This is a genomic window from Agarivorans sp. QJM3NY_33 (assembly GCF_050870865.2).
Taxonomy (GTDB): domain Bacteria; phylum Pseudomonadota; class Gammaproteobacteria; order Enterobacterales; family Celerinatantimonadaceae; genus Agarivorans.
On the sequence record NZ_CP194039.2, the window covers coordinates 1715097 to 1738249 of the forward strand.

Annotated in this window: 20 protein-coding genes and 1 pseudogene; 8 read left to right on the forward strand and 13 right to left on the reverse strand. The window is 43.9% G+C overall.

Annotation, left to right across the window (positions count from 1 at the left end; all coding sequences use genetic code 11):
* The first annotated feature begins 1 nt into the window (after position 1).
* Positions 2-1165 carry a hypothetical protein gene (locus tag ACRRSY_RS07745; protein WP_432462888.1) on the forward strand — a complete coding sequence of 388 codons (1164 nt, stop codon included), beginning with the start codon at positions 2-4 and terminating at the stop codon, positions 1163-1165.
* An 89-nt stretch (positions 1166-1254) separates the two neighbouring features.
* Here ACRRSY_RS07745 and ACRRSY_RS07750 read toward each other — a convergent pair whose 3' ends face one another.
* Positions 1255-1677 carry a hypothetical protein gene (locus tag ACRRSY_RS07750; RefSeq protein WP_432462889.1) on the reverse strand — a complete coding sequence of 141 codons (423 nt, stop codon included), beginning with the start codon at positions 1675-1677 and terminating at the stop codon, positions 1255-1257.
* 87 nt (positions 1678-1764) lie between these two features.
* On the opposite strand from ACRRSY_RS07750, the gene tnpA reads away from it, so the two are divergent.
* The 3 genes and pseudogenes from tnpA to tnpC all read left to right on the forward strand — a co-directional run bounded on the left by tnpA (position 1765) and on the right by tnpC (position 4044).
* A complete protein-coding gene (tnpA, locus tag ACRRSY_RS07755) occupies positions 1765-2085 on the forward strand; it encodes an IS66 family insertion sequence element accessory protein TnpA (protein ID WP_432462890.1) in 321 nt (106 codons plus the stop codon).
* A complete protein-coding gene (gene tnpB / locus ACRRSY_RS07760; protein WP_432462891.1) occupies positions 2082-2435 on the forward strand; it encodes an IS66 family insertion sequence element accessory protein TnpB in 354 nt (117 codons plus the stop codon). The genes tnpA and tnpB overlap by 4 nt, the downstream gene beginning before the upstream one ends.
* A 59-nt stretch (positions 2436-2494) precedes the next feature.
* Positions 2495-4044, forward strand: a pseudogene (gene tnpC, locus ACRRSY_RS07765) (IS66 family transposase).
* 139 nt (positions 4045-4183) lie between these two features.
* Here tnpC and ACRRSY_RS07770 read toward each other — a convergent pair.
* Positions 4184-5395 (reverse strand): multidrug effflux MFS transporter, encoded by a 1212-nt coding sequence (locus tag ACRRSY_RS07770; RefSeq protein WP_432453762.1) that lies wholly within the window; start codon positions 5393-5395, stop codon positions 4184-4186.
* Positions 5396-5475: 80 nt separating this feature from the next.
* The gene (locus tag ACRRSY_RS07775) at positions 5476-6417 is read right to left on the reverse strand and encodes a hypothetical protein (RefSeq protein WP_432462892.1); all 942 of its coding nucleotides are present in this window, start codon (positions 6415-6417) and stop codon (positions 5476-5478) included.
* Positions 6418-6547: 130 nt separating this feature from the next.
* Between ACRRSY_RS07775 and ACRRSY_RS07780 the strand changes: the two genes are divergently transcribed.
* Positions 6548-7453 (forward strand): LysR substrate-binding domain-containing protein, encoded by a 906-nt coding sequence (locus ACRRSY_RS07780; RefSeq protein WP_432453760.1) that lies wholly within the window; start codon positions 6548-6550, stop codon positions 7451-7453.
* A 41-nt stretch (positions 7454-7494) separates the two neighbouring features.
* Here the strand turns inward: ACRRSY_RS07780 and ACRRSY_RS07785 are convergent.
* The 5 genes from ACRRSY_RS07785 to ACRRSY_RS07805 all read right to left on the reverse strand — a co-directional run bounded on the left by ACRRSY_RS07785 (position 7495) and on the right by ACRRSY_RS07805 (position 12198).
* A protein-coding gene (locus ACRRSY_RS07785; RefSeq protein ID WP_432462893.1) for an IS3 family transposase occupies positions 7495-8654 on the reverse strand; the annotation gives its coding sequence in 2 pieces (ribosomal slippage) (positions 7495-8405 and positions 8405-8654; 1161 coding nt in all).
* A 472-nt stretch (positions 8655-9126) separates the two neighbouring features.
* The gene (locus tag ACRRSY_RS07790) at positions 9127-9621 is read right to left on the reverse strand and encodes a hypothetical protein (RefSeq protein WP_432462894.1); all 495 of its coding nucleotides are present in this window, start codon (positions 9619-9621) and stop codon (positions 9127-9129) included.
* A gap of 479 nt (positions 9622-10100) precedes the next feature.
* Entirely contained in the window at positions 10101-10901 is an 801-nt protein-coding gene (locus ACRRSY_RS07795; protein WP_432462895.1) for a class I SAM-dependent methyltransferase, read from the reverse strand.
* Positions 10902-11284: 383 nt separating this feature from the next.
* Complete coding sequence (locus tag ACRRSY_RS07800; protein ID WP_432453757.1) at positions 11285-11749, reverse strand: hypothetical protein; 465 nt, start codon at positions 11747-11749, stop codon at positions 11285-11287.
* A 23-nt stretch (positions 11750-11772) separates the two neighbouring features.
* Positions 11773-12198, reverse strand: coding sequence for a hypothetical protein (locus tag ACRRSY_RS07805; protein ID WP_432459039.1), 426 nt, complete (start codon positions 12196-12198; stop codon positions 11773-11775).
* A 989-nt stretch (positions 12199-13187) separates the two neighbouring features.
* Here ACRRSY_RS07805 and ltrA point away from each other — a divergent pair.
* A complete protein-coding gene (ltrA, locus tag ACRRSY_RS07810; protein WP_432462896.1) occupies positions 13188-14519 on the forward strand; it encodes a group II intron reverse transcriptase/maturase in 1332 nt (443 codons plus the stop codon).
* 68 nt (positions 14520-14587) lie between these two features.
* Here the strand turns inward: ltrA and ACRRSY_RS07815 are convergent, their stop codons facing one another.
* The 4 genes from ACRRSY_RS07815 to ACRRSY_RS07830 all read right to left on the reverse strand — a co-directional run bounded on the left by ACRRSY_RS07815 (position 14588) and on the right by ACRRSY_RS07830 (position 18644).
* Positions 14588-15181: a rod shape-determining protein MreB gene (locus tag ACRRSY_RS07815; protein ID WP_432462897.1), complete on the reverse strand. Its 594-nt coding sequence runs from the start codon at positions 15179-15181 to the stop codon at positions 14588-14590.
* A gap of 337 nt (positions 15182-15518) precedes the next feature.
* Positions 15519-17072: a tripartite tricarboxylate transporter permease gene (locus ACRRSY_RS07820; protein ID WP_432462898.1), complete on the reverse strand. Its 1554-nt coding sequence runs from the start codon at positions 17070-17072 to the stop codon at positions 15519-15521.
* A gap of 27 nt (positions 17073-17099) precedes the next feature.
* Entirely contained in the window at positions 17100-17564 is a 465-nt protein-coding gene (locus tag ACRRSY_RS07825) for a tripartite tricarboxylate transporter TctB family protein (protein WP_432462899.1), read from the reverse strand.
* Between the two features lie 108 nt (positions 17565-17672).
* Positions 17673-18644, reverse strand: coding sequence for a tripartite tricarboxylate transporter substrate binding protein (locus ACRRSY_RS07830; RefSeq protein WP_432462900.1), 972 nt, complete (start codon positions 18642-18644; stop codon positions 17673-17675).
* A 233-nt stretch (positions 18645-18877) separates the two neighbouring features.
* On the opposite strand from ACRRSY_RS07830, the gene ACRRSY_RS07835 reads away from it, so the two are divergent.
* Together ACRRSY_RS07835 and ACRRSY_RS07840 are read left to right on the forward strand one after the other, a co-directional pair.
* Positions 18878-20482 carry an ATP-binding protein gene (locus tag ACRRSY_RS07835; protein WP_432462901.1) on the forward strand — a complete coding sequence of 535 codons (1605 nt, stop codon included), beginning with the start codon at positions 18878-18880 and terminating at the stop codon, positions 20480-20482.
* A gap of 10 nt (positions 20483-20492) precedes the next feature.
* Entirely contained in the window at positions 20493-21176 is a 684-nt protein-coding gene (locus ACRRSY_RS07840) for a response regulator (protein WP_432453749.1), read from the forward strand.
* 68 nt (positions 21177-21244) lie between these two features.
* On the opposite strand, the gene ACRRSY_RS07845 is transcribed toward ACRRSY_RS07840, so the two are convergent.
* Entirely contained in the window at positions 21245-22948 is a 1704-nt protein-coding gene (locus tag ACRRSY_RS07845) for a bifunctional metallophosphatase/5'-nucleotidase (RefSeq protein WP_432462902.1), read from the reverse strand.
* Positions 22949-23153: the final 205 nt, after the last annotated feature.

Genomic DNA, 23153 nt, shown 5'->3' on the forward strand with positions numbered 1-23153 from the left:
CATGAAGCATTTGATTATCGGGTTCTTGCTTGTGTTGCTGCAAGCCTGTGCCAGTACCGACGCCGAGCAAACCAATACACAACAGAGAACCTCTGGGCCGGAGTTGAGCACGGGGCAGATGGCTGAACCAGCACCTCGCACAGCAAAGCCAGTTGAATTATATAGCGAGCAATTTTTTCTCAATTTTGAGTCAGCGCTCAATCAACAAACCGAAGACGCGTTATCCAGTAAAATAGATTACGATAAAATGATTGAGTATTTCATCGGCACCAAGGATCTCAACGCCACTGCTAAAGAGAACTTAAACAGATTGTTTTCAACGGTGAGTGAAGGCATGATTACCGGGATGAAGCAAACGCCAGATATGGAGTGGATGTATATCGGCAGTCAAACCGGTAATAATGGCTCTTTTATTAGTTATTACCGCGCGGCTCATCATGACCTTTTGGCTTATTATCAATTCACATGGTTGAACGGTGTTATTGTTGATGTTGTGAATTTAGCTTTAGGTGCGGGGATCTCTAGTGGTTTCGATTTCATACAAGAGAGTTCTCGTACTAATGTTTATTCCCATAAACAGTTAGATAATTTAGGTCTATTTTTTAAATACCTAGAAGACTCTCGCTATAATCAAATGCTACGCACTTATAATCTCATGCCAAAACGCTTTCAGCAGCAAGACTCGATACTTGGGGTTCTGCTACGAGTTCGCGATGATGTACCAAATCGAGAATTACCGGTTGCTTTGAGTCGTTCCTTGGCAAGACACAAGACCATACACCCCCGTTACTTTTTGTATTATTACGAGCAAAAAAAATACGAACTCGCCTTGGCATGTTTAGCCGCATACCCTGAGCCAGTGGTTAAGGATGTTCGAATTCAGGTGGAAATGGCTAGTTTACAAGATGCTCTAGGTGAGTCTCAATTGGCGGAAACCATGCTGGTTGACAGCATTCTTAAGCAGCCTTATCAACCTGATGCATACTTAGCGTTGCTCCATCTGTCAATGAAAACCCAGCAGAATGAACAAGCAGAACTGTTACTCAAAGTCTTATATGACCGTTTTTCGGTGGCTTACAGTAAGCAATCTCTGTTAGAGCTAGAGGCAGGCAATTCGTTTATCACAACGGTCAACTATCAACGTTACGCTAAATATATTAATTAGTGCTGAAGTGCTGGTGTATGAGCCAGCTCAGATTGTTTATGCATATTCAAGCTGGTGGGAACCGGAGGCTAGATCCCCCGGCGAGCCAATTATGTGTTTTTAGCCCCTGTGTTTTTTACTAGAAAGTACAAGAATAAAACAAAGGTTACAGCTGCTCTTAAAGCAACGACAGTTATAGGGATGTTATAAAGAAATAAGCCTTCCTTTATAAAATTCACTTTATTTTCAATGAGTTCATATAATTTAGATGAATTATTATAGGTCACCCACAACAAGTAATAATGAATGAATGCGACCAATGCAATCGTCGATTGGGCGGCATTATGGATGCCCCTGGATCTTGAGAGAAAGGTTCTTGCTTCTTTTGAAGTTATAATCCAACCAATAGCACCGAGTAATAGTGCATTACTCGCCCATACAATATTTAAATGAGTGTCAAAGTTCTTCTCAAGAAGGTTAATGATTAATTCAGTCTGGTCCGAGATTAAAGTAGCTTTGTTCTGTTCAGTCATATATTAAGTAACCGCCTCATAAACCCCACATTCTAATGAACCTCAGCACGCCATAAGCTCAAATCTCCAACCCCAAGGAGATTTGAAATGGCAAAGCGACGTACCGACCAAGAATGGCAAACTCTGTTTGAAAAATACCAATCCAGTCATCTATCCCAGCGAGTCTTCTGTGAGCGTAATGGGTTAAGTCTTTCTACCTTTTATGCCAAACGCCAACAGTTACAAACTACGGAGTCAGCCAATATCGGCAGCTTTGTTAAAGCAGAAGTTATCGAAAAAACGACTTGCTACCAAGTGGCTCAAACACCCATAGCTAATATGACCTTATCGATAAATAACGTTGAACTCAGCGTACCGCAAGGCACTCCCGTCCGTTACTTAGCCGAATTAATCGGAGCGCTGTCATGAAGAGAATGTTGAGTGCCCCGAACGTTTACCTGTATCGGGAGTGTGTGGATTTTAGAAAGTCTATCAATGGCCTGGCGGCCATTATTGAAGCTGAAACCGATTTGCCGCTCGGCACGGGCGCACTGTTCCTATTTACCAATAAACAACGCGACAAAGTCAAAGTGTTGTACTGGGATAAAACGGGCTTTGCCCTGTGGTACAAACGGTTGGAAAAAGCCAAATTCAAATGGCCCACTCAAGAGAAAAAACAGGTGTACACTCTGACTCAATTTGACTTAGACAGGCTGTTATCTGGCTTCACGATAATCGGCCATAAACCGATAAAAATAGACGATTTTACAATGAGTTAACTCCGATAAAAGTCAGTTATACTAAGCCTTGGTGTGGTGTTTTTAGTATAATCAACGCCATGAAAAAGACGCCTGATATGAACCCAGAAAGCCAGGACATCACCGAGCTTCAAGCGATGGTGAAAACGTTGATGTCGGAGAGAAAAGCACTGCTCGATAAGGAAGTACAATGGCAACAAGAGCGCCAATCCTTAATTGAACAGTTTAAGCTCGCTCTTGACCGCCAGTTCGCTAAACGTTCAGAAGCGTTAAAACCTTATAATGAAGCACAGGGTGACCTCTTTAATGAGGCGGAATGGGAAGCCGCTAAAGTGGAAGAAGAAGTGGTCACGACAACGATGACCACAAAACGCCGTGGTAAGCGTCAACCCCTTCCTAAAGACTTACCGCGTGAAATCATCGAGCTTGACTTGGATGAGCACGACAAACAGTGCTCATGCTGCCAACATACGCTGCATAAAATCGGCGAAGACCGCAGTGAAAAACTGGCGTTCACGCCCGCCATCCTAAAAGTGTTGGAATACGTTCGCCCAAAATACGCCTGTCGTCAGTGTGAACAACACGCTGAAAAAAGCCAAATTCACCAACAACCAGCACCAGAGAGCATCATCCCAAAAAGCTTCGCTACCGAAAGCCTGCTCACCCATATTATTCTCGGTAAATATCAGTATGCGCTGCCGCTGTATCGTCAGGAAACTTTGTTCACTCAGTCGGGGATCGACCTGTCACGAACCACCATGGCAAGGTGGGTGATAGAAGTCAGCGAAAAGTTCAGGCCACTTTACCAAGCCCTGAAAACTCACTTACTTGGGCAAGTGGTGGTTCAAGCTGATGAGACGCCGCTGAATGTGCTCAAAGAAGAGAAACAGTGTTATATGTGGCTGTAGGCGACTCTCCCGAAGCGGCCCTGCCTGGGATGAAAAACATCGTCTTGTTCGACTACCAAAACAGTCGCGCGCCAGCGTGTCCGGTGAACTTTTTAGGTGACTACTCAGGCTACCTGCAAAGTGATGGTTATGGGGTGTACGATGGATTAACGAACGTCACGAACGTCACGAATGTCGGTTGTCTGGCTCATGCTCGTCGTAAGTTCATCGATGCGAAGAAACTTCAGGGGAAAGGCAAAACGGGTAAAGCGGATGTGGTGTTGGCGAAAATCCAAAAGCTGTATGCGCTTGAATCCCGATTAAAGCTCACCGCTGCGGATGAACGACAGCGAGAACGACAAGCTCACGCAAAACCGATGTTGGATGACCTTTATCAATGGTTAACGTCGCAGAAAATTATCGAATCGAGTCCGCTTGGAAAGGCGATTAAGTACACGCTAGGTCAGTGGCCTAAGTTGATACGCTATGTTGACGAAGGTCATTTATCTATCGACAACAACCGGGCGGAGCGCGCCATCAAATCGCTGGTCATTGGCAGAAAAAACTGGCTGTTCGCCAACACCCCGAATGGGGCTGATGCCAGCGCAGTCCTGTATAGCATTATCGAGACGGCAAAAGCCAATGGGCTGATACTCTATGATTACATGGTCAAATGTATGAAAGAGCTAGCAAAGCCAGAGCCTGCTCTCGACGCTCTGTTGCCCTGGAACTTCTCACACTAAAATGGCCCGTGGGATCGTGGGGCGCGCTTACCCTGGAAATGATCACTCAACAAGATAAAGTCGGATCCAGTGCTGTCGGTCACATGTCAATAGGGGGGTGGTGAACGGTTACGTCCACTTCATCTATAAGGTCATAGAGTTATTTAAACTTATGAGTGTAATTTACTGCTGATGACAAAAGAGAAAACAGCATAAGTGAGAGGTTAAAACACCCCACAATTACAATGCCCATCACTATCGTATTATTGTTTCCAAATAGACCGGGTAAACTACTAAAGATAAAACCCATTCCAAATTGCATTATTCCAACTAAAGAGGAGGCTGGACCTGCATTGTTTGGAAAAGCTGACATTGCCAGAGCGGTACTATTTGCAGCTATTAGTGGCACCATGCCAACACAAAAAAATAGAGGAATCATTGTGTAGATTAACGATGATGATGATAAAGATAGCATTAATAATACAGAAAAAATTACGCTAAAAATCATTGACATCTTCAGTATCTGAGTAAGCGTGTAGCGTGATAATAACAGTCTATTAATTTGGCTGAAAACAACTATGCCACAGGCGATAACACCAAATGCAAATCCATATTGAGTTTCGTTTAATTGGTAGATCTTCATAAACAAATCTGGAGATGCTGCGATAAAGGTAAACATTACTGAAACGGCTAAAGAGCTAATAAGACATGGGATCAAGAAAGCTTTAACTTTCAGAATGTTGATAAACTGTCTGGCAATATCATTGACAGAAATATTTTTTCTTTCGTTATACACCAAAGTTTCTGGGATATAACGTAACGTCGTATATAAGCAAAAGAAACTGAAAACAGATAATAATAAGAACACAGATTGCCAAGCAAAATGGCTTATTAAGAAGCCACCTGAAATAGGAGCAAGTACGGGGCCTATTCCTTGCATCACCATCATCGTTGATAGTGCTTGAGCACTTTGTTTCTGATCGAATAAATCTTGAATGATTACCCTACTCATTACCATTCCGGCAGCTCCACCAATGCTTTGTATAAACCGAAGCACAATGAAAAGCTCATAGTTAGTGGTAAACATTATGAGTACTGATGCTATAAAGAAAATGGCAATCCCAGTTATTACGGGAGTCTTTCTTCCCCAACGATCTGATATTGGTCCGTATAACAGTTGTCCGACAGCTAACCCTAAAAAAAATATAGAAAGGCTTAATTGTAAGCTTGGTGTCGAAGTATTCAGAGTTTCGGCCATAGCAGCAAACCCAGGCAAATACATGTCTGTAGCGAATGGTGCAAAGGCGGTTAGCATTGCTAAAACCAGTATGATGGCCTTATGATTAACTTTATTCGTTGATTCTATATACATAATAATTAGGGGCTTCCAAGAAAATAGTCTGCCAGTATCGATGTACTGGCAGAACTTAGGTTTATGGGAAAATTAACTGTTTATCGGGTAGAGATATATCCACGGTATTGAGTTAAATGATCTGATTCCGGTCTATCAAGTAAGAATTCCCCAACAAAATCTTTATAAGGTTCGATGTATGGGAATTGGTCATATTCCGCCCAAGAAGGTTTCTTAATCTTATCTTTTACTTCAGACATAGCCTTTTCCCACTGCTTACTACTGTCAAACCAAATTTCAGCTACCCTCTGGAACGGACTGGTTCGTGGAGTGTTCAGTACACGACTTGATATAATTCGGTTTACTTCTGGTAACTTAGCAAGTTCTTTAGCAAAAGATTCTTTAAACCATTTGTCACCTTCTTCTTGGCTAATTCCGTCTGGATATTTAAACGCAATCGTCCAACGGTAGTTAGGACCATCTTCAATAGTACGGTCGCTGCCTTTAATATCGTCTTCCCAGAACATTGGTAGGAAAACAAATACAGTAGGGTGGTAGCCTTCTCTGCTCCCCATCCAAGTTGATGGACGAAGTTCACCATCGCTAGGTTGGCGTGTGAGTTCCAAATATTCCTTTGAATAAACTTCGCTAAAAGCTAGGCCGTTTGGTGTGGCTGAATCACTAGTGTTAAAAGGGTTTAATAACCAATAATGTTCAGTCATTATCCAGTTGTACGTACCATAATCTTCACCGTTTTTTGGAACAGGGAGCGCCCGGTAAGTTGCATATTTAGTTACATACGGCATGAATTGCGAAATGCTATCGGGCACATGATATTTGTATAGCCAACGGTATGCAGCAGGTAAATCACTATCATCTCTTACAGATACCATAATCATACTGCGCATTGGCGTAACTTGAACTGGATTAGCCTTTTGAACTTTTTGCGTAGCTTCATTAGACGGCTCTGCATTTACCCAGCCGTTCATACAGAAAACAGAGGATAGAAGTAGCGCAGATAAACCTAGTTTAGAAATAGACATAAAATGTACTCTTTGGTGTATTGGAACTACTTATTAGTATATTTCCGTATCATTAATATAAAAAATATATTATTTTTATCTGTGTGATATATTAATTTTATTTAATACTTTTAAAGTAGAGAGATTTGAAGTGGATATTAAACAGTTGAAGTATTTTGCATGTGTGGCTGAAGAGCTACACTTTGGAAAGGCTGCGGAAAAATTACATATTGTTCAACCCGCGTTAAGTATTCAAATCAAAAATTTAGAAGAGCACTTAGGAGGAAAACTATTTGTTCGTAATAAGCGAAACGTTGCTCTGACAGATGCTGGTAAAGACATTCTGAGTAAATCATATAAGATAATCAATGCGATGGACGAGTTACTAGAGTATTCAGAGGCGTTATTCAATGGTACAGCGGGGCACATCAATATTTCTTATTCTGGACTTGCTGCTTATACTGGCGTTATGGGAAGTGTCATTGAAACATTTAGACAAATGTATCCAGATATCGCGGTTGGTTTAGAAGAACATGACCCATATGAGCAGCTCCAGATGGTGCAGAATGGTGATATTCATACAGCGTTTATGACGACTATGAAGAAAGACATACCAGCAGGGTTACGATCTCTTCATTTGACTTCGTCACCTTTAACGTTTCTTCTCCCCAAAAATCATCATTTATCTACTAAGGGAATTGAAAATTACCAGCAATTAGAACATGAAGCATTTGTTATATATGCTTCTCCTGATGATACTCAAGCAACTGCGATCATAGAATCAGTGTGCGGCTTCAAACCAATTATTTCTCACAGAGCTTCTTCAGCGTTATTACTACCTTCGTTAGTGAGTGCTGGTTTAGGTATTGCGATTATTCCTAAGGCATTTGAAAAAATATCTTATCAGACAGACACGGTATCACTTCCATTACTTGAGCCACAAAAGATGGACATTAGTCTCATTTTCTTGGATAATGAAAAATCAGAAATAGTTAATAGATTCAAAGAGATAGTGAAAACACTATCTTTAACTTCTCAAGGTTTATCTGATTTATAGAAATGAAGGAATATGTCCGTCTTAGGCATAGTTTGTACTGGTCAACCCAAACTGGACACTTTTAGTTGAGAATTTTCAAACGCCACCGGTGATAAATCACCATTGGCCGAATGAAGCCGCTCTAAGTTGTAATACTTCATATAAGCAGCCACATCTTGCTTCATAAATTCTCGTGTTGGCTGATTAACTTTAAACAGCCAATCGTGTTTTAAACTTCCGAAGAATCGTTCAACAACAGCATTATCCCAACACGCTCCTACATCGCCCATACTGGCTCGAATATCAAAACCAACTAATAGCTTACGATATTGTTTACTGGTGTACTGTGAGCCTCTATCACTGTGAAAGACTAAGCCTTTAGGTGGTTGCCGTAAGTTGTAGGCTTTAATGAGTGCTTTGGAAATTAAGTCTGTAGTCATCCGTTTATCAATATGCCAGCCAACAATTCTGCGAGAGTATAAATCCATCACGACTGCTAAATACATCCAACCCTCGCCTGTTTTTAGGTAGGTCACATCACCAGCCCAAACCTGATTAGCAGCGCTTGGGTTAAAGTTCATATTTAGCAGGTTATCAGCGACTGCGTCAGAGTGTTTACGCTGCGTTGTCACTTTATAAGCTTGCCGTTGGGTCACTTTCAGCCGCAAGCGTTGCATCATTGTACGGACAGCATAGCGGCCTACTTGGTAGCCTTCCTTGCGCAATTTCTTCACCATCTCACGATTCCCTAGGCTACCTCGGCTTTTCTTGAATAACTGGCGAACACGGCGATAAAGCTTCAAAGTATCAAGGCCTATCACGTTCGCAGGGCGTTTAAGCCAATCGTAATAGCCTGATTTACTTACGTTCATGACTCGGCATAGCTGCGCAACAGGGAACTGATTTGAGTGTTTTTTTATGAAGCGACATTTTACTTCATTTCTTTCGCAAAGAAGGCGCTTGCCTTTTTTAGTATTTCTTTCTCCATGCGTAATTCTTTGTTTTCTTTGCGTAATCGTTTGAGTTCATCACGCTCAGACTCTTCTAGGGTGATGCCTTGCCGTTGGACTTCGTACCTTTCTTTCCACTTGTAAAGCAGGCTAGTGCCAACCCCTAGAGATTTTGCAGCATCAGCAACACTGTAACCTTGCTCCAACACCATTAGTACCGCTTCATCTTTAAATTCTTGTGGATAACTCTTGTGTGATTTTTTCAAACTCATATAGACCTCTTAATTCATTAACATACTGTCTCAAAATTAAGTGTCCGATGGAATTAGACCAGAACAGTTAAAATGGTGCTTCATGAAAAATCTAGGTGAATAAACTAGACACCCATTCTAAAAACAAAAATCTTTCACACTCTCGATAACCAAGATTACGCTTTTAAATCCCATCATCTTCGCCGAGTAGCGCAAATGAACAAGGGAGCAAAGTTGAAGTCTGTTTGAGCGTAGCGAGTTACTTCAAAAATACATACAAAAATTAACAGCTTAGCACCAGTAAAGGCCCATGGAGGAGCTCAAAAACACCGGGCATCCAACAAGCATTATCGAATGCTTACTTGAAATCCCAAGGTCTATTTGCGCTACGATATGGATGGATAAAGCTTCACCATTCTAAGTGAAACGCCCTGTGCGGAGCCGCATGCAGGGTGTTGTGGGGGCTGGAGGCTAGATACCTCCGGCTACCCGATTAGGTTTTTTGTACCTGGTTTTTGGCAATATTTTTAATGCGTTTATTAGCGCCATTTTCAGATAAGCCTTTCAAAATACTTTCATCAATATTTTGTAACTCTAATAGAGCTTCATGGACAATGGAGTCACCTGAATCCAGGCAACGAGCTTGCAGCTCAAACTCGGCATTGCTACGCAATTCCCGTAATAGCCTATAACGTATTGCTTGTTTTAGGGGCCACTTGCCGAACTTACGACTCTCGGTACATACCTTTTCAAATTGGGCATCAGTAATCCATTGACACTTAAGTAATTCAATAGCAGCACTTCCCCCCATAACCACATCCGTATCGTTAAGTGTTAATTCAAGGAATTGCGCTATCTCCTGATCCGTAGCCGAGTCACGAGTTCTTAGCCAATGTATAAATGCGCCATACCGATAATGTTCATACCCTTCATGCCCAGAACTTTCCTGATCTTTAACTTGAGAGGAAAAATATTGTTCTTCTAGCATTCGATATTCAATCCACTTCGTAGAATACCCCAATTTTTTTAACAGACTATGATCTATTGCCATGGTAAACCTAACAGCTTATTAAGAGGAAAAATTTCTTGTTTAAACAATAAAGAATAAACTAAGAATAAACTAGACCCCATGCTAAAAACAAAAACCTTTTACACTCTCGATAGCCAAGATTACGCTTTTAAATCCCATCATCTTCGCCGAGTAGCGCAAATGAACAAGAGAGCAAAGTTGAAGTCTGTTTGAGCGTAGCGAGTTACTTCAAAAATACATAAAAATTAACAGCTTAGAACCACACAAGACGGGTAAGGGTTTCGCGCCGTTCAACCTGTCTTAGCTAAACTCGCCTTGGGAAAACGAACAAGGCTTTGGCCCCGCTAACATCAACAGCGTTATTTACTATAGAAAGGAGCATCGGGCTTGTTCAACACCCGAATAAGGTGTCGGCTGCGCGACACCTATTCTTATTGTTAACTGCACTTTTTCGCAATGACTAAACCATGATTACTACTACCAAGTAATGATGGTTCCGCACACGTGGAAAGGTGATACTTCAGCCAAGCTTGATACTGCTTTTCGTTAAGCTGGTTGACCTCTTGATCAATAAAGCGAACATAACCATCCGTTGCAATATGGTTTTCGACACAAAACCCCGTTTGAACTGCGAGAGATTCAATTTCGGATGGTTTAGCAAAGTAACCTGTTCTAAAAAATGGATCTACGGCAGGTGAAGTCACTAAACCACTTTCATTTAACTCACTTAACATAGTTGGCAAAACTAAATCGCTGGACATTTTTGCGAGCAAACCTGCAACAAAGAACCGGCTGATATAAGCTATTGCAACTATGCCGTTTGGTTTTAAAACTCGATTAGCTTCTTTCAACACCGCTTCTCGGTCTAACTTTGATTGTATGTGATAAAGCGGTCCTAAAATTAATACGACATCTTGGGTGTTATTCTCTATAAAGCTTACGTCCGTTGCATTTGCTTCGTAGACAGACAAACTCAAAGATTGGCGTTTTGCATTATTATTAAGTTGTTCGACTAATTCAGGAACTAGCTCAACAGCTGTTACATTAATCCCTTGCTGAGCATAATGAAGTGAATAACGACCAGTCGCAGCACCAAGCTCTGCTAAATTGCATGAAGGATCTATATAAGACTCCAACATACTCAATGTTGTATCAAACTCAATACGCGTAATATTTTGAGAAAGAAGACGCTTCTCTTCATCAAACTTTGCGTAGTACTCCATATATTCTTCTTGCACGACTTCCTCCTGAGATAATAAACTAAACACCCATTCTAAAAACAAAAATCTTTCACACTCTCGATAGCCAAGATTACGCTTTTAAATCCCATCATCTTCGCCGAGTAGCGCAAATGAACAAGGGATCAAAGTTGAAGTCTGTTTGAGCGTAGCGAGTTACTTCAAAAATACATACAAAAATTAACAGCTTAGTACCAGTAAAGGCCCATGGATGAGCTCAAAAACACCGGGCATCCAACAAGCATTATCGAATGCTTACTTGAAATCCCAAGGTCTATTTGCGCTACGAGATGGATGGATAAAGCTTCACTATTCTAAGTGAAACGCCCTGTGCGGAGCCGAATGCAGGGTGTTATGGGGGCTAGATACCTCCGGCTACCCGATTATGCTTGAATTTCATACAGCTCCACTAACTTACTGATAATCTTTTCTTCGTGCGAACCATTACCTTCAATGCGGTCTAGACGATTACGTAAGAGATTGAACTCACTTTCTGTTTTGATTTTACCGCGTTTGATGACTCGCTGAATTTTAGCATTTTGCTTTTCAAAGTAATCTGGATTTACCGAATTCACAGCTTGGTAAAAAGCGCTAAATGCTTTAGAACGGAAATTTGGTTCGAGGTCCTCAATTAACAACGACAGATCGTTAATACCTTGCTCTAAACCCTTAGCGATTTCGGATTTTGGTGCTGGAAAATTATTGTCATTTACCCAGCCTTTTATTTGATCAATAGATTTAGAAAACCCCTCGATAATTGGAGCCAATTGTTCGCTTCCAATATCAGAAAAAGCCTCTAATACTTTTTGGCATATTGCTAAATTCATATCAAATTTAGTTTTGCGCATATCCCTCGCGGTTCCCCTTTTTGTTAGGCATTTGCGTGATTGTTAACACGAATAGGCCCCATGTGTAACCCGTATACGATTGAGAGATTCCTTTTAGTGTTGTGAAAAAATATCATATAGCCAGTATTATTTGGCTCACCATACTCTTCTTTTTTGCCGTAATATTCCAAAAACCAATTCAGCTTCTCTGCCTTTTTCTTCTCACTGCCGTTAAATTGTTCTGTGAGGTAGTTTACATATGAAATCCTATCATTCGCAAAGCCGACGTGAATACGCGTCACGCCTTTTTCAACAACAAAAGAATAATCTATATCTTTTTCATCCGAATCTTCTCTTATATCTACTGATGAAAAAGCTGACAGCTTGCTGAAGACTTCATCTGGAATTGAGTCCAAGTCTATGACTGGGAATTCTGGTTCAAATTTTTCTTTCTTGAAGAAACTAAACATAGGGTTGCCTATATATTTTTGTCCCAGCGAACGCAGTGAGCGATTACAGCGGCTTGTTATATGCCATTCAGCTTCCTTAATTACTGGAATTTTAGCTAGCCATAACGCCTACCACATACTGAATACACTGCAACACATTTCAACATTGATGGCTATTTTTAACTTCATGAGTGTTTTCATAGTCACACTGACAAGTTTCGTAGTCAAAACTTCCGCCCCGATCCAAGCAGCTATCAACACCTAAATCGTCACATGAACAAGTGGCACCAGTGAGAAGCAGTGCTATTAATGTATTTTTCACTCAAACTCCGGTGGCATATAACGCCAAATTAAGGTGTGAACAACGCAGACACCTTACTTAAATCATTGTGCCATAAACACTAAACTGGCTAGAAGTGAAAGCGTCAAGCGTTGTGAATCTCTCTTAAATTTATTGTGTACGCCCAGCATGGGCATGAACTAATGAGGTGAAAGTCCTCTGTAGGAAGGTCACCGTTTAATAATATTTTGATTATTAAACGCTAACTACTAGCGAATGGCAAGGGCATTGCCGCGAGGGAATGTCTGAAGGAAGCCGGACGTCTTTTTATCTAAAGAGAGGGCGAACTGATGAACAAGAACATCATATGAGGCGTAGGCTGGAGGCGAGTTGGCACAAGACAACGAAGCCATGTGATCTAACGGCCACCGTAAATGATGCAGCAGTGCAGAGAAAAGAGAAAGTGCATGTTCTACTTCTTATAAACAAAGAGTGGGGAGATCTGCTTAACTTGCGATCGTTTAACTCACTAGCTTGGCCGCTAGTTCAACAGGCCCGGCACTTAAGCCTCATCAACTTAAGTGAGCAAACTCGATGAACAACGATAGCGCTAGTTGGGGCAACTCAATTGGTGATTAAGTAGAAGTCAGCAGACGGCATAGTAGCCCAACGCCCATCGTAATGGTTGGGACACGGTGAAGGCCTGAACACTTAGAATAAAGGAGGAGCCTTGTTAAACTTGAACACCCATTCGCCGGCCGGCGTAGATGCGATTCAGCGTATTAACCCGCAGCCAGCCTTTAGCCAACATCTATTTGAACACATGCTACAACGTGAAAATATTCTGCGTGCGTGGCAGCGTGTTCGAGCCAATAAAGGGGCGGCTGGCGTAGATAACATGTCCATTGACGCCTTCCCTGCTTGGGCAAAAGCACACTGGAAACAGGTGGCGGCGGAACTGCGCTACGGCCAGTATCAACCTAAACCGGTACGCCGTGTGGAGATAGATAAACCCGATGGCGGGAAGCGCCTACTGGGGATCCCAACCGTGCTCGACCGTGTCATCCAGCAAGCCATTGCCCAAGTGCTAACGCCTATCTTTGACCCTAGCTTCTCAGCGAACAGCTTTGGATTTAGACCAAACAAGAATGGGCAACAAGCGGTGAAACAAGTGCAAAGCATCATCAAGCAAGGCCGACGTTTTGCGGTAGATGTGGATTTATCTAAATTCTTTGACCGAGTTAATCATGACTTATTGATGAGTAAACTGGGTCACCGAATGCAAGATAAGCGCTTACTTAAGCTGATTGGACACTACTTAAGAGCGGGTTTTATCCATAACCAGTGCTATCAGCAAACTCGAGAAGGTGTACCACAAGGCGGACCATTATCCCCCTTGCTGACCAACATCATGCTCGACCCATTAGATAAAGAACTGGAGAAACGGAGCCATAAATTCGCCCGCTATGCTGACGATTTCACCATCTTGGTGAAAAGTCGGCGTGCAGGAGAACGGGTGCTAGCGAGCATTAGTCACTTCTTGCAACGCCGCTTAAAGTTAATCGTTAACACCACCAAAAGCCAGGTGGTTAAAACAGCGAAGAGTCAGTTCTTAGGGTTTACTTTCAAAGCGGGACGGCTGCAAATCCATGCCAAAACGCTACACCGGTTTAAACAACAGCTAAAGCGCCTCACCAACCGAAACTGGGGCGTCTCGATGACTTACCAGCTCGCTAAAGTGAGCCAATATCTCCGAGGCTGGATAAACTACTTTGGGATCGCGAATTGCTATCAACTGTGTGTCGATCTTGATCATTGGGTAAGACGCAGAGTACGAATGGCCTATTGGCGACAATGGCGAAAACCGAGAACCAAAGTGAGGAATCTCATGCGCCGAGGGGTACATGTTCAAGCCGCAGTGGCGTGTGGTATCACCAGTAAAGGCCCATGGAGGAGCTCGAAAACACCGGGGATCCAACAAGCATTATCGAATGCTTACTTGAAATCCCAAGGTCTATTTGCGCTACGAGATGGATGGATAAAGCTTCACTATTCTAAGTGAAACGCCCTGTGCGGAGCCGCATGCAGGGTGTTGTGGGGGCTGGAGGCTAGATACCTCCGGCTACCCGATTAGTTGCCAAAATGCCATAGTGCCAAAAATATAACCAAGATATAGACTGCCAGAACAACAAGATTAGATGCCGAACTATTGTTTTTAGTCGATGCTTGCGTGAGGCCTGACTCGTCCTTGATTTTGTCAAAATCGAAGGTTACAACTGAAAGAGGATTACCAGTATACAACTTAACCTCTATGGCCCCTGCGCCCATTGCCAGCTCTCTGAAAGCTCTATTTTCAATCATTGTGAGGCCTCCTTCTGTTTTCTCCATGGGATGAACAACGACCTTGGGCCTTGGACGCAACAACTTGATATTGCTTAGTTGGTTAAAAGCGTATTGAAGCAGTTTTTCACCTACGTAAAAGTCAGAAAACAACACTCTTGGATGAGAAAAAGGATTAACCGCCATTTCATTAGGTTTTAAGATCTGGCTAGCTTTCTTGCCAATTCCTGAGATTGTTTTGGCTCCATTCTCCGCTGTCTGAATAACAACGATAGGTGAATCATCAAAGCACTCATTTTTTAAAACATCGGTTACCTTGATTCTGTTCTCCCATATCTGGACATACAGCACTGAAGCGAAACGAGATAAAATTCGATTTAACATCCGATATTTCCTTTGGCAACTAACATTTTATTAGTGCGCATGCGCGTTTACCTTGTTGGACCAGTGAAAACGCGCACAGTTAACTATCTGTATGTAATGAACTTATCAGTATTCTGCTAAATACACCATCAGGAAAAACGCGCATGCGCGTTTTCCAAACCTATTATCTCAAATCGTAAATATATAACTGATTGATAAAAATGAATAATCTGAATTAGTGCATGTATAAACGCGCAAATTTTTTCACTATTTCCCTTGATATCCTAGGAGTCCAAATAATACCGTATAAAAAAGGCCTTAAGCACAATCTTAAGGCCTTTTCGTTAAGCGCTAATCGCTAAGATTTAACCGCCGCTTTACGTTTCGCAGCCTGGTAGTCGAGTCCGGCCTTGCTGCGCTCCCAAAGGGGGCGTAGCAGTGGACTGAACAGAACCAGCGCGGCGATGCTAATGAAGCTGAGGGTGAGAGGACGTTCCCACAAAAAGCTGAGTTCGCCATCACCAATTAACAGGGCGCGGCGCAGGTTGTCTTCGAGCATGCCGCCGAGAATAAAGCCGAGTAGCATCGGCGCCATCGGAAAATTCAGCAGGCGTAAACCTAAAGCGGCTACACACACCGCCACCATAATCAAAATGTCCATACTATTGAACGACACCAAATACACTCCGGTGATGGAAAACAGCAGGATCATAGGGACTAAGTAGGGACGTGGAATGTTGAGTAACTTGGCCAAATAGGGGATCAGTGGCAAGTTTAAGATCAACAAAATAATGTTGCCAAAGTACATCGAGATGATGATCGACCAAAATAGGTCAGGGTGTTCGATGTACATGCGTGGGCCGGGTTGGATCCCATAGGCAATCAATGCGCCCAATAATACGGCAGTGGTGCCCGAACCAGGGATCCCAAGCGTGAGTAAAGGGACAAACGAGCCAGTGGAAGCTGCATTATTGGCCGATTCTGGCGCAGCCAGTCCCTTGAGTGAACCTTCACCAAATTTTTTCTTATCTTCTGGCTTGGCAATGTTACGCTCGACTCCATAAGCCAAAAATGAGGCAATGGTTGCTCCGGCGCCGGGTAATACGCCGACAAAGAAGCCAAGAACAGAGGAGCGTAGGGTCGGGGCGGCAATCTCTTTGATTTCGTCCTTGCTAAGTTTTAAGCTGCCCAGCTCGGCCATCATTTTTTGTTCTTTGCCACTGTTGCTGGGATCTTCAGGTTTGAGTACCGACATCAGCGTTTCGGCGAGGGCAAAAGTGGCCATGGCTAATAGTAAGAAACTGAAACCATCGATTAGATCGAGTTGACCAAAGGTGAAACGTTCTACGCCTTCACTGCGATCAGTTCCCACCGTAGCCAGCATTAAGCCAAGAATGGTCATCATAATTGCTTTTAGTACTTGGCCTTTTCCGGAGAATGCTGCGACCGCTGATAAACCCAAGACCATCAGCGCGAAGTAGTCGGCGCTTTGAAAGCTTAAGGAGACTGAGGCCAGCGCTGGAGCGGCAACTAGTAGCATTATTGCGCCAAGGGTTCCGCCAGTGAATGAGGCATATGCCGCAACCGCTAAGGCCTTACCTGCCTGGCCTTTTTTAGCCAGCGGGTTGCCGTCGAAGGCGGTCACCACGGTGGCACTACAACCGGGGGCATTAATTAAAATGGAAGATGAGGAAGCACCAAAAATTGCGCCATAGTAGACGCCTGCCATTAAAATTAAACCCGATGAAGGCTCTAAGCTGTAGGTGAGGGGGATCATCAAGGCGATGGCGGTAATTGGACCAAGGCCTGGCAGCATGCCGATAAAGGTACCGACTAAACAGCCAACCACCACCATCATTAGGTTCATTGGCATGATTGCGGTGCCAAGTCCGGCTAAAATTCCGTCTAACATGTGTTACTCCTTGCGACTGGTTTACGTTTAAGCATTAAACCAGTGCCATAGCTGTCCAGGTTCCAGATAAATATCTAATATTTGAGTCAATAGCGCCCAAAATACCAGGGTAAAGATCACTGCGACCATGATTGCTTTTTTATGCTTGGTTTCGCCCATCAGGCGAAAACTGAGCACCAAGAAAAAAATCGTGGCGAGTACAAAACCCAACCAGTTCACGAACCAGCCGTAGGCGAACATCACCGCTAGCAATTTTGTTACTGCTAGCCATTGGGTTTGTTTTAGGCTGGTGAGAAGGTCTCGACCTCCGCCGATAATTAGCGCCAGAGAACACACAAGGCCGCTAATGGCTAAAAACTGCGGCAGAGTTCGCGGAGTAAAGGGTTCAAACTCGGCACCGGCAAACAGTTGAATGTCGTAGCTAAAATAGCCATAAAACAAAGACAGTAGCAAAAATAGAAGGCCGCCTATTCGTTGATTGCTAAGTTGCATATCTTGCTCCAGATTAAAAAAGGCCGGTGTCGATCCCGACACCGGTGCTTAAGCGAGTGTTTGGCTTAAGCAAAAGATTCAGCAAGGGATTTTCTGGCTGAAGTGAAGCTATTTAAGAAACCCTAGTTCTTTCATCAGACTACCGACGATTTTTTCCTGTTGCTCGAGAAAGCCGTAAAATTGGCCGTAGGGAACAAAGTTATTCACCCAGCCATTGCGACTGCGCACGGTTTCCCATTCTGGCGTGTCATACATCGCTTTTAGCTCGTTAGAGAACTTTTCCGCTTGTGCCTGATTAATTCCTGGCGCAGCAAAAAAACCTCGCCAGTTAGCAAATACTGTGTTGTTACCCATCTCTTTGAGGGTGGGGACATTAGGGGCATCTTTCACTCGTTGTTCAGCGGTAATTGCTAAGATCCGAATCTGCTCATTTTTAGCCATCTCTAAGGCCTCACCCAATCCGGTGGAGAGCAGTGCCGTTTCGCCAGAAAGCAAGCCAGCCATAGCTTTTCCGCCCGCATCATAGGCGACATAACGCAATTTCATTGGGTTTAAGCCTTCGTTTTTAATTGCTGCCGCAGCAATTAAGTGATCTAAGCTGCCGCGTGCACTGCCGCCAGCCACTTTAACCTTATTCGGATTGTCTTTAAAATCACTGACCACTTGATCCCAATGGGTATATTTGGAATCGGCACGCACGATTAATGCACCATAATCAGCGATGGTTGCAGCAATCGGTGTTAGGTCGCGAAATGATTGTGGAAAAACCCCCGTTAATGAGCGAACTACAATCGGAGTCGAGTTCACCATTAAGGTGTGATCTTGGGTTTTAGCCGTTTCAATCAGGTGAGCGATGGCTTTTCCGCCGCCACCCCCGCTCATGTTTTGAAAGGATACTTTGTCGATAATGCCCGATTTCATCAGGGCTTCACCAGTGCCGCGGGCGGTGCCGTCCCAACCACCACCGGCGCCGCCGGGAATTAAAAAATGAATTTCTTCAGCTTGTACAATGCTACTTAAACTGGTGGCCAATACTGCGGCCCCTACTAATGTTCTCAATAATTGAATCTTGGCGAACATGTTGGCTCTCCTTGTTCCATAGGGTGTCCAGAAGATCTGAACGTGACTTCGCCAGTTAAAATTATGTTTTTCAGCGAAGAAGGTTAACGCAATGTTAACGAAAGGTGATTTTTTATAAATAAAAGCCAAGTAATGGCTTTAAAATTCATATTGCTGATTAAGTTCATATTGTTCACGGGAGTGCAGTTCGATGCTCGTGCTAAGCTCATTTGTGTGAATACAGGGAGAAAGGAATGTATCAACCTGCTCGACTATTCAGTTATCGCGCTCGACTGCTACTGATTATGCTGCTCTACAGTTTGTTACAATTGAGCATTGTGGTGGTGACCAGCTACTGGTATGTAAGTGATTCAGAGTATCAAGACAAAGGTGAGCGTGCGCTGGATGTGGCAAGAGTGGTGGCCAAGTTACCGGATGTGGTGGCAGCAGTAGAGCGTGGAGACAGTGAGTTTTTGCAATTACTGGCGGAAGAGCTGCGCCGTACCATGGGCGCCAGTTTCATTGTGGTGGGTGATGCCAATGGTGTGCGCTTAGCGCACCCGAAGCAGGAGCGGATCGGTCAACCGATGGTGGGCGGTGATAATTACGCTGCGCTTAGTTTGGGCGAAGAATATGTGTCGCGGGCGAAAGGCTCTTTAGGTGTGTCGGTGCGCGGAAAAGTACCGGTAAAAAACGCGCAAGGAAATATTATCGGCATCGTTTCGGTGGGCTATCTATTAGAAAAAATTGATGTACAACTCAAGCCCTATCTGTATTTTATGATTTTATTAGTGATGGGGGTTTTGTCACTGAATATGCTCATTGGCTGGTGGCTGGCACAGCGAATTAAAAATACTTTATTGGGCTTTGAGCCGGAACAGATGAGTCGACTTTATGCTGAGTTACAGGCGACCTTGAATACCATTCGCGAAGGGGTGATAGCGATTAATCGAGAGGGTATCATCACCAACATTAATGCTAATGCGATCCGTTTGTTGGGTAAAGATCAAGGCGCGCAACCCAGTCCGGTCGGTTTGTCGCTTCGCGATTGGTTACCCGACAGCGACATGGTGGAGTTACTCGACCAACCTCAGGCGCAAAGCGACATCGAGTTGCTGCTTAATGGCCATTTGCTGATCGCCAACCGAGTACCGATGCGCGACCCTCAAAACTCATTTATTGGCATGGTTTCAAGCTTTCGTCGCAAAGATGAAATTACCTCGCTTACTCAGCAACTGTCGCAAATTAAAGCCCATTCGGAAGCGCTGCGGGTGCAAACTCATGAACATGCCAATCAGTTGAATACCATCGCGGGTTTAATCCAGCTAGGCCAAGGTGAAAAGGCGCTGCAGTTTATTGGTCAGGCGAATGATCAATTTCAAGAGCTAATTCATTTTTTGATTGAGGCGGTCGATGACTCGGTGATTGCTGGCTGTATATTAGGCAAGTTCCATCGCGCTCATGAGCTGGGTTTGAGTTTGCATATTGATCCTGACAGTAGTTTACATCAGTTGCCTGAACACTGTGGCTCGGAGCAAATCGTGACTATTGTGGCGAACTTGCTGGATAACGCCTTTGAAGCGACTCGCAGAAGCGAGTCACCGTCGCCGATTAATTTGTCGATGACCGATCTTGGCCACGACATTATTATTGAAGTGGAAGATTTTGCAGGAGGCATTCAAAATAGTTTACAGGCCAATATTTATCAGCAAGGGGTCACCAGTAAGAGTCAGGAGGGGCATGGGATTGGCCTTTATTTAGTCAAAGAAACAGTGCAAATATTACGGGGTAATGTGGAATTTAGTAGCGATCAAAATGGGACTCGCTTTACCGTTTATTTACCCAAGCAATTGAAGTAGGAGTCAGGCTATGATTGAGGTTCTTATTGTTGAAGATGATCAAGGGATCGCCGAGATTCACCACCAGTATTTACAACGCGTTAGTGACTTTGAGGTCTCGGGGATTGCTTTGAGCATTGCCGATGCCAAAATCCATATTCATGCCAAACCGCCACAACTGATCTTGTTAGATGTGTATTTGCCCGATGGTACTGGTCTTGAATTATTGAAATATATTCGTAGCCAAGATTTAGCGATTGATGTGATGTTACTCACTGCCGCCAAAGAAGCTGCCACCTTACAAGAGGCTCTGCGTAATGGGGTGTTTGATTACATCTTAAAACCAGTGGTGTTTCCGCGGTTGCAAGAGTCCTTGCAAAACTATCGAACCTACTTACAGCGCTTGACCCAAAATAGTAGTTTTGAGCAGCAAGATGTCGATAAGCTAATGCCAATGAGCGAGGGGGCGAGTGGTGGGGCAGAAAACAAGCGGCGCTTACCCAAGGGCGTTGATGCGGTCACACTTGATAAGGTGCGCGCGCTATTTCGGGAGCATGCCAGCTTAACTGCTGAGCTGGCAGGGAAACAGATTGGCAGTAGCCGCACCACGGCCCGGCGCTACTTGGAGTATTTGGTCAGCTGTAACGAGCTGAGTCCTGAAGTGGCCTACGGCGCGGTGGGTCGACCTGAGCGGGTGTATCATCGGGTTGCTTGAATTGGTAAAGCGTTTCACGAGAGCTCAATCACTTGGCGAGTAATTGAGCGGTGTGAATTTTAAAGGGCTCAAGTGCTTACTTGGCTTGTCTCTGCACTCAGTTGATCGATTTGCTCGGCGTAAGCTACAAAACTGTCGCTCATGCTCATGCCTAGATCTTGATGATCCCAAGTCTGGAGTAGCCCGTGATAACCTTCTTTACCGGCTAAGGTATAGGCCGAAGAAACCCCTCTATAGGCTTTTTCGGACTCCATTGCTTGCCATTGCTCGCCTTGGTATAACTCTATTTCACTCACTCGTTGGCCTTGAGGAAGTTCAGCTTGATAGCGATAACGCAGCCGATGAAAATAGGGAAAGCTGCCATCGCCAGTGCCGACAATGCCGTTACTATAGGCATTGTCGATAGCCCCTTCGATCACGATGGCTAAGTCTGCACCTTTGATTAAATAACTTACGATGGCAATCTCGAAGGGCAGTAGCCGACCGCAAATTTCGGCTTTGGTGAGTGGACCTGTTTTTAATGAAACTCTTACCCCTCCGGCATTATGTAAGGCAAAGTCGGTGGGAGAGTGTTGGTTTGCCACCCAATAGAAAGCGGCACAAACCAGTGGCGAAACCTCGCTACCTTGAGGAAAATCAACGGTGGGCGCTCGGGTATGAAATAGCGATTGAGGCACCGTGGTAATCACTTGCTGATGCATCTTTTCAACTGCTGGTCGATAGTCTCTATCGATGAGTGTCTGCATTTTGGGCTCGGCAGAATAGTGGCTGAAAAATCGGCTCCCGCTTAGGTAGTGTTGCATTGCTTGATGTTGGGGAGGCGTGACTGGTTGTTCATTGACAAAGGCTTGCCAATTTTCGCTGAGTAAGAAGGATATGCCACCATCCATATGGGTGACCTTACCCTCGCGATTAAACCCGAGTTTTGCTAAGCCAATAGATTCGGCATGTTTGCCCGCTTGTAAGATCAGGCTATCATTCACCCAAGCAGGCCCTTGTTCACAGGAATTAAGGCCTAAGCTGCTAAAATCGCCAGTGAGGGTATGTGAGTGCCCACCCACAATCAGACTAATACCGTTAACCGCCTTGGCGAGTTCAACATCAGCCTGATAACCCAAATGGCTGAGTATAATGATGTGCTGAATATCTTGGTGATGTAAATGCTCAATGGTGGCGCGGGTGGTTTCGATAGCATTCAGAAAACTGCAATCGCTATCGGGACAACCAATCTGATGCATTAAATCATGAGTGATCCCAATAATCGCTAGCTGTTTATCGGCTAAAGGCTTTAATAGGTACTGAGCTATTTTGCGAGAATTATCATAGCGATAAAGATTACTATGTGGCGCCAGAGGGTGGGCTTTGTTTTGGTCTTCTTGGCTTAAGTCCATGTTGCCAGCCAGCAAGGGAAAGTTGGCTTGCTCGATAAACTGCGCCACTGGTGCATTGCCTAAATCAAACTCATGGTTGCCAATGGTCATGGCATCGGGTGCTAAACGATTGAGTAGGCGAACGTTAGCTAAGCCCTTAAATTGGCTAAAGTACAAACTTCCCTGAAAGCTATCGCCAGCATGTAAAAATAATGAAGGGCAACGCTGTTGCTTAGCTTCTTGGCGGAGCTGTTCTACCGCCGTGGCGATGCGGGCGTAACCGCCACATTGAGCCTCTAAACGATAATCTTCCCCTTGAATATTGATCTTGAAGTGAACCATGGACGCTTCGAAATGAGAGTGGGTATCGTTGATATGAGCTAAGTAAAGCGAGTAGGGCATAGCGAAGAAGTTCTCCTAGGGCCTGATGTATATGAGATTGTTATTGCAGTTGTAGTGAGATCAGATGCTGGTAACCATTGAGCGGAGTCGCGATGAAAACTAATTGATCAACAATGATGATCCGCGAAAGATAAACAAAGCCTGAACAAACATGATACGTGAAATTGTGTTGAACGGAAGGCTTTACTCACTGGACTGACAAAAA